The sequence below is a fragment of the Paraburkholderia fungorum genome (genome assembly GCF_046026025.1).
Taxonomy (GTDB): domain Bacteria; phylum Pseudomonadota; class Gammaproteobacteria; order Burkholderiales; family Burkholderiaceae; genus Paraburkholderia; species Paraburkholderia fungorum_E.
The window spans coordinates 22,537-35,673 of the sequence record NZ_JAQQFL010000006.1 but is presented as its reverse complement, the minus strand read 5'-3'; the positions used below and the strand labels follow the sequence as shown (position 1 = coordinate 35,673).

The following is a 13,137-nucleotide window of genomic DNA, read 5'->3' as shown; positions in this document are numbered from 1 at the left end:
TGCAGTGTCGGGTACACCGGTTCAACGCGTCGTTCGGTCGAATGGGTGAGTACCTGCCAGCGACGCCCTGTTTGCCTTCACAGATTCGCCAGGCTGTCCCGAGCATTCCAGAAGACTATGAATCGAATCGCGTGCTCCTTTCTCACGAAGCCGGCCCTGTTTATTTTCGCTGGAATAGCCATTACGCTCGCCACCACGGGCGTCACCGCAGTTTCGTTGTACCAAATGAGACTGGATGCGATGGCGCAGGCGCGCGATGCCGCACAAAACCTCGTGACTTCCCTGCAGGACGAGACTGAGCGTAATCTCGACATCTATCAACTTGCCATGCGCGATGTCGTGACAAGTATCGAGACGCCCGCCATCTTTCAGCTCTCGCCAGAAATCCGGCAGCGCGTGGCCTTCAGCACGGCGAGCAATGCAAAGGAACTGGGCATATTGTTCGCGACAGATGCGACAGGGAATTTTGTTCTCGACTCCAAAGCGGTTCCGCCACGCAAGCTCAATGTAAGTGATCGCGATTATTTTCAGATTCAGCAACAGACAAGCGATGCTGGCTTGTATCTGAGCAAACCCTTTCTGCCGCACGCCGGCGATCTGGAACAGCCGCAGATCGCGTTGAGTCGGCGACTTGAGGACAAAGACGGTCGATTTGCAGGCATTGTTGCCGGTACGCTTCGGCTAAGCTATTTCCGTCAGCTGTTCGAAGACTCGATACTCGGCCAGCACGGGACCATTACGCTGTTGCGCACCGACGGGACGGTTCTGATGCGGCAACCGTATCGCAAGGACGATATCGGCAGTTCGCTCGCTGGCGGCCAGTCGTTTCCACCACTCGTGCAATCGGATCACGGAACCTATGTCGGCATTGCGGTGCTCGATCACATTGAGCGGTTGTACAGCTTCAGGCGGATCGGCAGCTACCCATTGGTCATTGTCGTTGGCTTCGCGACTGAGGATATTTACGCGGGTTGGCACAAGCGAGCGATTGCCATTGGCATTGTCACTGTCATTCTCGATGCGCTCTTCATCATGTTGTCCCTGATGTTCAGCGGGCAATTACGCACGAGACTGGCAATGGAGCAGCAATTGCAAAGGCTGGCGTGGTTCGACTCTCTAACGGGCTTGCCTAACCGGGTGCAACTCCAAAGAGAGGCGCTCCGCGTCCTGACGGACGCCCGCCGGAATGCGTCGAGTTTTGCGACACTGTTTATCGATCTGGATCGTTTCAAGCGCGTCAATGACACACAAGGCCATGTCGCCGGCGACGTTGTGTTGAGCGAAATCGCAAAACGCCTCCGGGATCATGTTCGGGGTGAGGACCTGATCGGCCGCCTCGGCGGAGACGAGTTTCTCGCCATATTGCAAAACTGTGACGTGCTAAGGGCCACCCACGTCGCCGGACGCATTCTGCAAGCGGTGTATCAGCCCATCGTCATCGACTTGAAACATGGCACCAGCATCACGATCAGTGCCAGCATCGGCATCTCACTCTATCCGCACGACGGACAGGATGCCGATACCCTGCTGCGTAATGCGGACATGGCGATGTACCAGGCGAAGAACGCGGGACGTAACCAGGTGCACTTCTATGCGCCTGAGTATGAGCGTCAAGCCAGAGAGCATCTAGAGTTGGAAATCGCGCTGCAACGAGCCTTGAAAGCGAATGCGCTGAGTGTTGTCTACCAGCCCAAGATCGATGTGACGGGAGCGCTGCGCGGTGCCGAGGCATTGGTGCGGTGGTACAACGATAAGCAAGGGTTTATCCAGCCGGATCGTTTCATCGCCATCGCGGAAGAAAGCGGCCTGATTGCAGAGATGGATGCATGGGTGCTCGACGAGGCTTGCCGCCAACTTGCCGAGTGGCGGGCCGCGGGCATCGATGTGCCAGGCGTATCAGTGAATGTCTGTGCTGCGGACTTCAAGCGTCCAGATTACCCCGGCTTTATCGCGCGCACCCTGCAGGCTCATGGTCTCGATCCTGAAGACCTGATTCTGGAAATGACCGAGCGAGTCATGTTTGACGAGTCGGCCGATGATATTCGAACGTCGCTCGATGCGATTCATGCCCTTGGCATCGCGCTGTCGATAGATGACTTCGGTACGGGTTACTCTTCCCTGAGCTACCTCCACCGATTCCCCGTCAGGGAACTGAAGATTGACAAGAGCTTCGTGCAGGGAATCGGCGGCGACACAATGGCAGAATCCTTGACACAGACCGTATTGAATATTGGCAGCGTCCTGAAGTTGACCGTCACCGCTGAAGGCGTGGAAACGCAAGCGCAGCGTGATTTTCTAGGCAAGCATGGCTGCCATTTGTATCAAGGATATCTTTTCTCGCCGCCCTTACGACCGGCAGACTTTGCGCTCTGGGTAGAAGCCCATCGGGAGCAAACACCAATACGCGAATCAGACTCCGTTCACATTTCCACGAACAGCCAGAACGCGCGGGCAGGCGAATTCAACACGATGCGTGTGCGTCATCAATGACTGAGGCCGGTCCATGGCCGGTGCGAACACGACGCAAGGTGCAGCTCCCTCGTTTTGCCTTCGTCGAGTCCGGCGAATGCTATGCTCTCGTTCGACCAAAAATTGCGTCTCTGGCGCGACATCCTTACATGACGAAACTGATCAAGCGCGCCTCGGCTGAAGCCCGTGCTTTCCGCAACAAAGACGCTGACGCCGGCGACCACACGCTAAATAAACAGAAAGCAGTGCGCAATAAAAAGCGCGCGCTGCACGACGACGACCTGCACGACGCGCCGCAAATCGAAGCGCCGCGCAAGCCGCGTTTCGCACCGGTCACGTTCTCGGAAGAGGGCGGCGTGCGCTTCCTGCACTTCGGCACGGAATGGGTGCAAGGCGCGATGCGTCTGCGCAAGCCGGATCACATCGAACTCGAATACGCGCAGCAGATGATGGCCTGGCTGCTGTTCATCGAAACACCTAAGCGGATCGTCCAGCTCGGTCTTGGCGCCGCAGCACTGACCAAGTTCGCCTACCGCTTCCTGAAGCGCGCCAAGGTCGAAGCGGTCGAAGTGAACCCGGCGGTGGTTGTGGCCGCGCGCACGATGTTCGAACTGCCGCACGACGACGCACGTCTCACCGTGCACGAAATGGACGCATGGGACTTCGTCAACGACCGCGCCAACCATGGCACGATCGGCGCGCTGCAAATCGACGTCTACGATGCGACCGCGCGTGGCCCGGTACTCGACAGCGTCGGCTTTTATCGTGCGGTGCGCGCCTGTCTGACCGACGCGGGCATGGTGACGATCAATCTGTTCGGCGATCATCCGAGCTTCGTGCGCAACATGAAGCGTCTGAACGAAGCGTTCGATGGCCGCGTGGTCGCGCTGCCGGAAGTACATGACGGCAACCGCATCGCGCTTGCTTTCTCGGGCCCGGCGCTCGACGTGCCGTTCACGGCGCTGCAAGCGCGCGCGAAGCTGATCGAAGCGGAACTCGGCTTGCCGGCGCGCAAGTGGATCAAGGGTCTGCAGGAATCGACCGGACAGAACGGCAGCGCGTTCTCGATCTGAGGTGAGAATGGGTCGGGCCGGTTGAGGCCGGTTCGACCGCTCACCTCTGCTAAACCGGCGCCCCGCGCGCCCCAGCAGCCTGTTCCCGCCTCGGGTCCTCCCTGCTTGACCGGACGTTCCCGGCTCCTATACTCTTTCGAAGCTTTCGGGGTACCCGTGGCCTACCTGCGACGGGAAATCACCACCCGTCCACACACGGGCCAACATTTCAATAATAGGGAAGAGGAGACGTCATGGCTCACGACGCCGACGCGAACAAGGCCAGCAAGCACTGGCTCTGGTTGCTGCTGTTGCCCTGGATCGCAATGATCTGGGTGCCGTCATATAACAAGGTCGAACCTCAACTGTTCGATTTTCCGTTCTTCTACTGGTATCAGCTCCTCTGGGTGCTGATCAGCGCGATCATCACGGCGCTCGTGTACTTCAAGACCAAGACCCGCTCGGCGGGCAACTCGGGCAGCTCGCAAGGGGGCGCACAATAATGAACGCCACCGCAACTTTCGTCTTTGTCCTGTTTTTCATCGGCGTCACCATTCTCGGTTTTATCGCGGCCCACTGGCGCAAGGGCGACCTGGCCCATCTGGAAGAGTGGGGCCTCGGCGGCCGGCGCTTCGGCACCATCGTCACCTGGTTCCTGCTGGGCGGCGACCTGTACACCGCCTACACCTTCATCGCCGTGCCGGCGCTGGTGTTCGGTGCGGGCGCAACGGGTTTCTTCGCGCTGCCGTACACGATCCTGATCTATCCGTTCGCGTTCGTCGTGTTCCCGAAACTGTGGAGCATCGCCAAGCGTCAGGGCTATGTGACCTCGGCCGACTTCGTCTCGGCGCGCTATGGCAGCCGTATGCTGGCGCTGGCGATCGCCGTGACCGGTATTGTCGCGACGATGCCGTACATCGCGCTGCAACTGGTCGGTATCGAAGTGGTGATCGGCGCGCTGGGTTTCGACACCAAGGGCTTCGTCGGCGATCTGCCGCTGATCATCGCGTTCGCGATCCTGGCGGCGTACACGTACACCTCGGGCCTGCGCGCGCCGGCCATGATCGCGGTCGTCAAGGACGTGCTGATCTATATCGTGATCTTTGCCGCGATCATCGTGATTCCGCCGCAACTGGGCGGCTTCGGCCATATCTTCAGCGTGGTGCCGCCTGCCAAGCTGCTGCTGAAGGCTCCGGACGTGTCGAGCCTGAACGGCTACAGCGCGTACGCGACGCTGGCGGTGGGTTCGGCGCTCGCGCTGTTCCTGTACCCGCACTCGATCACCGCGGTGCTGTCGTCGAAGTCGGGTAACACGATCCGCCGCAACATGGCGATGCTGCCGGCTTACTCGCTGGTGCTCGGCCTGCTCGCGTTGCTGGGCTTCATGGCCTTGGCTTCGGGCGTGAAGGACATGCCGGAATTCGCACCGTACTTCAAGGCCTTCGGCCCGAACTTCGCGGTGCCGGCGCTGTTCCTGCACTTCTTCCCGTCGTGGTTCGTCGGCGTGGCGTTCGCGGCGATCGGCATCGGCGCGCTGGTGCCGGCGGCGATCATGTCGATTGCGGCAGCGAACCTGTACACGCGCAACATCCACAAGGAGTTCGTGAACCGCAACATGTCGCATGAGCAGGAGACTAACGTCGCCAAGCTGGTGTCGCTGATCGTCAAGGTCGGCGCGGTCGCGTTCATTCTCGGCCTGCCGTTGACGTATGCGATCCAGCTGCAACTACTGGGCGGCATCTGGATCATCCAGACGCTGCCGGCTATTGTGCTGGGTCTCTACACGCGCGTGCTCGACTACCGCGGCCTCCTGATCGGCTGGGCGGTCGGCATCGCAACCGGCACATGGATGGCGATTTCGCTGAAGCTGGCGGGCTCGATCTTCACGATCCATCTGTTCGGCATGGCGATTCCGGGCTACGCGGCGGTGTGGTCGCTGATCGTCAACCTGGTGGTGTCGGTGGTGGTGAGCCTGCTGGTGCGGATGTTCGGCATGCAGCGCGCCGAAGACCGCACTCGCCCGGAAGACTATCTGGACGTGGTCGAAGGCTAACCGAGCCGTTCTACCCCGCCTGAAAACCAACGCCCGCAGACAAAAGTTTGCGGGCGTTTGTCTTTCCGGGGCACTCCAGGGCAGGATAGCGGAACTGCCCTTCAAAGCGTTCGTCGCGCGAGCCATGGCCTCTGCCGATTCCCCCCACGTAATCGCCCGCCGCTCGGCCATTAGCCGCATGGTGCGCGCGATCACATCGCCGTACTACCGCTATCGTCACGCAAAGATGCTGCATAGCTTGCGTGTCGGCGTCGCCATGCTGGTGTCGATTCTCGCGACCACCGGGATCGACATTCCCCACGGCATCTGGTCGTCGGTCACCCTTCTGGTGGTGATCGGCGGCTTGCAGCATCACGGCAATATCCGCAAGAAGGCCGCGGACCGGGCGGCCGGGACGTTGCTCGGGGCGGTGATCGGGCTTGCGCTGATCCTCGTGCAGAATCTGACCGGCTCGCTGCCGCTCACCTACGTTTTGATGTCGATCGTCGCGGCGATCTGCGCCTGGTTCGCAATCGGTTCGTCGGGATATATCGGCCTGCTGACGGCGATCACGATGTGTATCGTCGCGGGGCATGGCGACAATCTGATCGACGTCGGTCTATGGCGCACGCTGAATGTGTTGATCGGCATTGTGATCGCGCTGGCGTTTTCGTTCGCGTTGCCGCTGCACGCGACTTATTCGTGGCGCTATGGGATTGCCGCCAATCTGCGCGACTGCGCGCGGATCTACACCCGTTTGCTGGAAGGCGAAACGATCAGCGAGGACGAGCAGGTCAAACGCTTCCTCGGAATCAACAAACGGCTGGTTCAGTTGCGCTCGCTGATGCCTTCGGTGGCGAAGGAGATCGATGTGCCGCAGGCCAGGCTCGACGAGATCCAGCGGCTGCATCGCTCGGTGCTCAGTTCGCTGGAATTGCTGGCGACCGGCCCGCTGATGCGCGCGGATGCCGTGGCGCGCGCCGCCTATGCGCGGCAGTGCGGCGTCGAGGTGCGCGCCGTGCGCGGCATGCTGCTGGCGATGGCGCGCGGCCTACGCTTTGGCCGCGCGACGCACTTCGGCATTCCAGCCGCGTCGCCGCTCACGGAGGTGTGCAGCGGCGTGGCGCTTGACTTGCCGCCCGACTTGCAAGGGCCTTATTGGCTCGGGCAGCGGCTTGCGGAACAGGTGGACCGGTTGCGCGTTTTGCTGCTGGAGACCGAGCCGAACTGGAACATCGAGCGGCACTCGCGCAGTTTGCTGAAGGCCTAGGGCGCAACGCTCGTGGCCGGGCGTCCCTGGTCGACCGCCCGCCCGCCGCGGTTACGGGAGCCAGACCGGTCGCGCACCGTGAGTTCTTACGCTTCCGGCACCGTCACCATCCAGCCGAGACCGAAGCGGTCCACCACCATCCCGAACCCTTTGCTCCAGAAGGTGGCCTGAAAGGGCAGGTTGACCTGTCCGCCGTCGGCAAGCGCATTGAAGTATTTTTCGGCCGAGGCGGCGTCGTCGGCCGTCAGCGACAGATTGAACCCGTTCATCGAGCCTGCGTCGGGGTCGCAGTGGCCGTCGGATGCCATCCAGACCGTCGAGCCGAGCTTGACGGCCGCGTGCATGATCTTCTCCTCGAGGCCGGGGCGTATCTGCGCTTGCGAATCGGGCGGCGCGTCCTTGTAGCGCATCTGGAATGTGACTTCGGCGCCGAGCTTCTCGCTGTAATACTTCAGCGCTTCTTCACAGCGGCCGTTGAAAAATATGTAAGGCTGAACGTACATGATCGTCTCCTGGAATAGGGGGCAGCGGCGCCGCATTCCTTTGGCAAACGGCAAAGACGGTGCGGGCGTGCAGACGATTGTAGTCGTCCGTTGCGGCGGCAATTGTGACTTTATTGCGTAGGGGAGACGCGTAAGAGGGGGCATGGAGGGCTGCGGCGCAGGGCATGCTTCGGACAACGCGGGTGCTGTAAACGGCGCGCGGCCCTGAACCGCAAGGCTCAGGGCCGCGTACTTGACCTCACGCGCGCTCAAGTGCGCGAGCGCGCACGTAAGTGACGCAGACGCCGACGAAGACGAAGCCTAGCGCAGCGCTTCGATCAGCTTTTCCAGCTTGACGGCGTCCGCCGCGAACGCGCGGATACCTTCAGCGAGCTTTTCGGTCGCCATGGCTTCGTCGTTGACGAGGAAGCGGAACGACGACTCGTCGACCGGCACGCGTTCGATGTCCGCATCCTTGCCCAACTCAGGCGACAGCTTGCGCTCGACCTTCTCCGTGCTCTCCTGCAGCTTTTGCAGCAGATCCGGGCTGATGGTCAGCAGATCGCAGCCGGCCAGTTCCAGAACCTGGCCCGGGGTGCGGAAGCTCGCGCCCATCACCTCGGTCTTGTAGCCGAATTTCTTGTAGTACGCGTAAATGCGGCGCACCGATTTGACGCCCGGATCGTTGGCGCCGCCGTCTTTGGCTTCGTCCCACGCGCTGCCGGCGTTCTTCTTGTACCAGTCGTAGATGCGGCCGACGAACGGCGAGATCAGTTGCGCGCCCGCTTCGGCACAAGCGGCGGCCTGCGCGAGCGAGAACAGCAGCGTCATGTTGCAGTGGATGCCTTCCTTTTGCAGCACTTCGGCCGCGCGGACGCCTTCCCACGTGGACGCCAGCTTGATCAGCACGCGTTCGCGGCCGATACCGTGGTCTTTGTACAGGGCGATCAGCTCGCGGCCCTTGGCGATCGACGCTTCGGTGTCGAACGACAGGCGCGCATCCACTTCGGTCGACACCCGACCCGGGATGATCTTGAGGATTTCGGTGCCGAACGCGATCAGCAACTGATCGATGATCGCGCCGACCGGCTTCGACGCGTGGGCTTTCACGGTCTTTTCGAGCAGCGGCTTGTAGTCGTCTTTCTGGACGGCCTTCAGAATCAGCGACGGATTGGTGGTCGCGTCCTGCGGCTTGTATTGCGCAAGCTGCTGGAAGTCGCCGGTATCGGCCACGACGGTGGTGTATTGCTTGAGTTGATCGAGTGCGGTTGTCATGTTCGAGCCTTCATGGCGCGTGCGCGCCGTGGTTCAGGAAAAATGAGGTCGCTACCGGACGGAAAGGACAAACCGTTCCGGCGGCCGCGGGTCACGCTGCAGCGTTTGCCCGCCATGTTGCCGGGGAATTTTGACGGAAAGCGCTGCCGGATGCTTCTATTCTATGGCGGATCGCCTGATGCAGTATTGACACATGGTGGCGCTGATCCGTTCACAGGGATTTTGCGGGCCACGGACTTGCCGTGCATAAATTTCCCGCTGCGACTGACTGCACTGCCTTTGGCGCTGTTTCCGCCATTGGAATCTGGCGCTGCTTTCCGCCACCAGTTTGCCGCAACGGACTTTCGCCTGCGATCTTCGCCGACGATTCAGGCACGCCGGGCGTTCAGCACCAGTTGCGTCAGCACGCCGGCCACCAGCCCCCAGAACGCCGAGCCGATCGACAGCAGCGTGAGGCCTGAAGCCGTCACCATGAACGTCACCAGCGCTGCCTCGCGCTGTTTCGTGTCCTGCATCGCGTTGGTGAGGCCGCTCATAATCGAGCCGAATAGCGCCAGCGCCGCAACGGAAACCACCAGCGCTTTGGGCAACGCAGCGAACAGCGCGGCGATGGTCGCGCCGAAAATCCCGGCGATCAGATAGAAAATGCCGCCCCAGACGGCCGCGGTGTAGCGCTTGTCGCGGTTTTCGTGCGCTTCGGGGCCGGTACAGATCGCCGCCGTAATAGCCGCAAGATTGATGCCGTGCGAGCCGAACGGCGCGAGCAGCAGCGAGGCGATACCGGTTGTCGAAATCAGCGGGGCGGAAGGCGTGGTGTAGCCGTCCGCGCGCAGCACGGCGATGCCCGGCACGTTCTGTGAGGCCATCGCGACGACGAAGAGCGGAATACCGATGCTGATGCTCGCCGCGACCGAAAATACCGGCATCGTGAACACGGGGTGCGCGAGCGCGACGTGAAAGCGGCTGAAGTCGAGCAGCCCGAGCGCACCGGCGGCGATGGTGCCGACAATCAGCGTCGTCACGATCGCATAGCGCGGCGCGAGGCGTTTGAGGATCAGGTAGGTGAAGAACATCGTCAGCACCAGCGCGGTCTGGAACTGCGCCGCGCGGAAAATCTCGATGCCGATTTCGAACAGAATGCCCGCCAGCAAAGCCGAGGCGATGCCGGACGGGATTTTCTTCATCAGCGTATCGAACCAGCCGGTCAGGCCGACCACCGTCAGCAACACCGCGCAGACGATGAACGCGCCGATCGCCTCAGGGTAGGCCACATGCGGCAGCGACGACACCAGCAGCGCCGCACCGGGTGTCGACCATGCAATGACGATCGGGGCGCGAAAACGCAGCGAGAGGCCGATCGTGCAGACGGCCATGCCGATCGAGAGCGCCCAGATCCACGATGAAATCTGCGCGTCGGTGAGATGTGCGGCCTGGCCCGCCTGGAACATCAGCACGAGCGAACTGGTGTAGCCCGTCATCATCGCGACGAAGCCGGCGACAACGGTGGACAACGACGTATCGGCAAATGGCTTGAGCGGCCCGGCGTGGGCGTCGGCAGGGGACAAGTCGGGTGATGAAGACGGATTCATGCTGAAGCTTTCTTATAGTTGGGACAAAAACGCGATCTGATTATTTGCTCAATATCCGCATCGCCGTTTCGAGTCCGGCGAGGGTGAGCGGGTACATGCGGTGGCCGAGCACTTCGCGGATCGCACTAACGGATTGCCGGTATGCCCACAAACCTTCCGGTTCCGGATTGAGCCACGCGTAGTGCGGGAAATGATCGGCGAGGCGGCGCAGCCACACGGCGCCGGCTTCGGCGTTGTTGTATTCGACCGAGCCGCCCGGTTGCAGCACTTCATAGGGGCTCATGGTCGCGTCGCCGACGAAGATCAGCTTGTAGTCGGGCGTGAACTTGTGCAGCAGATCCCACGTCGGCATGCGCTCGGCATGGCGGCGGCGATTGTTCTTCCACAGGAAGTCGTACACGCAGTTGTGGAAGTAATAGAACTCGAGATGCTTGAACTCGGCCTTGGCCGCGGAAAAGAGCTCTTCGGTGCGCTTGATGTGGTCGTCCATCGAGCCGCCCACGTCGAGCAGCATCAACACTTTGACCTTGTTGTGCCGCTCCGGCACCATCTTCAGGTCGAGCCAGCCGGCGTTCGCGGCGGTGCTGCGGATCGTGTCGGGCAGATCGAGCTCTTCAGCCGCGCCTTCGCGGGCGAAACGGCGCAGGCGGCGCAGCGCGACCTTGATGTTGCGCGTGCCGATTTCGACCTGGTCGTCGTAGTCGCGATAGGCGCGCGCCTCCCACACCTTCACCGCCGTGCGGTTGCCGGCCGCGTCGCCGCCGATGCGCACGCCCTCAGGGTTATAGCCGCCGTTTCCGAATGGCGAGGTGCCGCCGGTGCCGATCCATTTGTTGCCGCCTTCGTGGCGCTCTTTCTGTTCGTCGAACAGTTCCTTCAGGCGCTCCATCAGCTTGTCGAGACCGCCCATTGCTTCGATCTGCGCTTTTTCCTCGGGCGACAGATCGCGTTGCAGTTTCTTCTTGAGCCAGTCGAGCGGAATGTCGAAGGCGAGTTCCGAGGCCTTTGCGACACCGTTGAAATAGGCGCCGAACGCCTGGTCGAACTTGTCGAAATACTGCTCGTCCTTGACCAGCGTGATGCGCGCGAGATAGTAGAAATCGTCGAGCGACGGCGCGATGACGTTGGCTTTCAGCGCTTCGAGCAGCGTCAGGTATTCCTTGACCGACACCGGCAGTTTGGCGGCGCGCAGCGAGTAGAAGAAGTCGATCAGCATGCTGTGTCCTCGGCGGCGGGTGTGCGGCGCGGCGCCTTCATCAACGGGTATTCACGGTCAACCAGCGGTCAATCAACGGTTGTTGCGATTCATGAAGATCAGCCGCTCGAACAGGCTCACGTCCTGTTCGTTCTTCAGGAGCGCGCCGTGCAGCGGCGGGATGATCTGCTTCTGATCGGACGAGCGCAGCGCTTCGGGTGGAATGTCTTCGGCGAGCAGCAGCTTCAGCCAGTCGAGCAGCTCCGAGGTGGATGGCTTCTTCTTCAGACCGGCGACATTGCGCAACTCGAAGAAGCTCTGCATGGCCGCGGCGAGCAGTTCCTTCTTGATGCCGGGGTAGTGCACCTCGACGATCTGCTGCATGGTGACGGGGTCGGGAAATTTGATGTAGTGAAAAAAGCAGCGGCGCAGGAACGCGTCGGGCAGTTCTTTCTCGTTGTTCGATGTGATGATCACGAGCGGGCGCTTTTTGGCGCGAATCAACTCGTGGGTCTCGTACACGTAGAACTCCATGCGGTCCAGTTCGCGCAGCAGGTCGTTCGGAAACTCGATGTCGGCCTTGTCGATCTCGTCGATCAGGAGCACCGTTTGCTCGTCCGACTCGAACGCCTGCCACAGCACGCCCTTGACGATGTAGTTGCGAATGTCCTTGACGCGCTCGTCGCCGAGTTGCGAATCGCGCAGGCGCGAGACCGCGTCGTACTCGTACAGGCCTTGCTGGGCCTTGGTGGTGGACTTGATATGCCATTGCAAGAGCGGCATGCCGAGCGCGGCGGCGACCTCTTCGGCGAGCATGGTTTTGCCGGTGCCGGGTTCGCCTTTGATCAGCAGCGGGCGCTTCAGCGTCATCGCGGCGTTGACCGCGAGCTTGAGGTCGTCGGTGGCGACGTACTGCGATGAGCCTTCAAAACGCATGGCGAGATGCTCTTTTTTGGGAAAAAACCCAGTATAAGTCAGAAGGCCTGTTGCGCTGAAACGGGCTCGCGTATGGTTTCACCCGCGGTGTCGGACGCCGAAGCGAGTGCCCCTATGGGCTCGCGAGCGGCTCGCGTTTACCCGGTGTGTCCGGTGGCCGCGCGCGGGGTGTCGTGGGCACGCTGGGCAGCACCGGCCGGATCACTGCAGTCGGCGCCAGGCCACGCTGATGAGGCGCGGCGCAGCAAAAAAGGCGCTAGTCGTGGCTTTGCGGCGCCCGGATGCGCCGCTGCCCCTGCCCGGTGGACGTTCGGCGCGACGTCGCGGTACAATTAGCCCGATTTTTTTGGCCTGCGTGGCTACCCATAAGAATAACGGCGCGGGCCGTTGCCTTTTCGGGCGCCCGTTTCCCCTCAAGCCAGGTTACATGCTATGAATAAATTCGTTGGCAAACACGTCGTGATCGCAGCGCTGTCGGTGCTCGCGGGCTATGCGGCCAGTGCGCAGGCAGCGGATGTCGTCGGCAACGCGAAGGCGGGCCAAGGCAAGGTCGCGATGTGTATTGGTTGCCACGGCATTCCTGAGTACCGCACGGCTTACCCCGAGGTCTACCGCGTGCCCAAGCTCGGTGGCCAGAATCAGGCGTACCTCGAGAACGCCATGCACGGCTACAAGAAGGGCGACCGCCACTTCGAAACGATGCACGCGATCACCGCGTCGCTTTCGGATCAGGACATCGCCGACATCGCTGCCTACTACGCAGCGCAAAATGCGTCTTCGAAAAACAATCCCGACAAGTGATCGGCTGCGGTCATCCATCTGGTCACTCGGCTATTT

11 protein-coding genes and 1 pseudogene are annotated in these 13,137 nt (G+C 61.4%); 7 read left to right on the top strand and 5 right to left on the bottom strand.

The genetic code is table 11. The features are described from left to right. Positions 1-117: 117 nt before the first annotated feature. From PQR67_RS09045 to PQR67_RS09020, 6 genes and pseudogenes are all read left to right on the top strand, one after another. On the top strand, positions 118-2,490 hold the full coding sequence (locus PQR67_RS09045; RefSeq protein ID WP_408457276.1) for a bifunctional diguanylate cyclase/phosphodiesterase: 2,373 nt from the start codon (positions 118-120) through the stop codon (positions 2,488-2,490). Positions 2,491-2,532: 42 nt separating this feature from the next. Then, positions 2,533-2,622 (top strand): annotated as a pseudogene (locus PQR67_RS09040) (DNA-deoxyinosine glycosylase); the annotation flags it as partial. Then, entirely contained in the window at positions 2,619-3,542 is a 924-nt protein-coding gene (locus tag PQR67_RS09035; protein WP_408457273.1) for a class I SAM-dependent methyltransferase, read from the top strand. The pseudogene PQR67_RS09040 and the gene PQR67_RS09035, both read left to right, overlap by 4 nt. A 233-nt stretch (positions 3,543-3,775) precedes the next feature. Next, complete coding sequence (locus tag PQR67_RS09030) at positions 3,776-4,024, top strand: DUF3311 domain-containing protein (RefSeq protein WP_408457270.1); 249 nt, start codon at positions 3,776-3,778, stop codon at positions 4,022-4,024. Further along, a complete protein-coding gene (gene mctP / locus PQR67_RS09025) occupies positions 4,024-5,574 on the top strand; it encodes a monocarboxylate uptake permease MctP (protein WP_408457267.1) in 1,551 nt (516 codons plus the stop codon). The genes PQR67_RS09030 and mctP overlap by 1 nt, the downstream gene beginning before the upstream one ends. Before the next feature lie 124 nt (positions 5,575-5,698). Continuing rightward, positions 5,699-6,823: an FUSC family protein gene (locus PQR67_RS09020; protein ID WP_408457264.1), complete on the top strand. Its 1,125-nt coding sequence runs from the start codon at positions 5,699-5,701 to the stop codon at positions 6,821-6,823. An 86-nt stretch (positions 6,824-6,909) separates the two neighbouring features. Here the strand turns inward: PQR67_RS09020 and PQR67_RS09015 are convergent, their stop codons facing one another. From PQR67_RS09015 to PQR67_RS08995, 5 genes are all read right to left on the bottom strand, one after another. Beyond that, positions 6,910-7,326 (bottom strand): VOC family protein, encoded by a 417-nt coding sequence (locus PQR67_RS09015; RefSeq protein ID WP_408457261.1) that lies wholly within the window; start codon positions 7,324-7,326, stop codon positions 6,910-6,912. Positions 7,327-7,626: 300 nt separating this feature from the next. Further along, on the bottom strand, positions 7,627-8,580 hold the full coding sequence (gene tal, locus PQR67_RS09010; protein WP_408239985.1) for a transaldolase: 954 nt from the start codon (positions 8,578-8,580) through the stop codon (positions 7,627-7,629). A gap of 368 nt (positions 8,581-8,948) precedes the next feature. Continuing rightward, the gene (locus tag PQR67_RS09005) at positions 8,949-10,169 is read right to left on the bottom strand and encodes a benzoate/H(+) symporter BenE family transporter (RefSeq protein ID WP_408457259.1); all 1,221 of its coding nucleotides are present in this window, start codon (positions 10,167-10,169) and stop codon (positions 8,949-8,951) included. Positions 10,170-10,209: 40 nt separating this feature from the next. Further along, entirely contained in the window at positions 10,210-11,385 is a 1,176-nt protein-coding gene (locus PQR67_RS09000; protein ID WP_408457256.1) for a vWA domain-containing protein, read from the bottom strand. A 72-nt stretch (positions 11,386-11,457) separates the two neighbouring features. Then, complete coding sequence (locus tag PQR67_RS08995) at positions 11,458-12,300, bottom strand: AAA family ATPase (RefSeq protein WP_063495172.1); 843 nt, start codon at positions 12,298-12,300, stop codon at positions 11,458-11,460. A gap of 432 nt (positions 12,301-12,732) precedes the next feature. Between PQR67_RS08995 and PQR67_RS08990 the strand changes: the two genes are divergently transcribed. Further along, positions 12,733-13,101: a c-type cytochrome gene (locus PQR67_RS08990; protein ID WP_120347741.1), complete on the top strand. Its 369-nt coding sequence runs from the start codon at positions 12,733-12,735 to the stop codon at positions 13,099-13,101. Positions 13,102-13,137 lie beyond the last annotated feature (36 nt).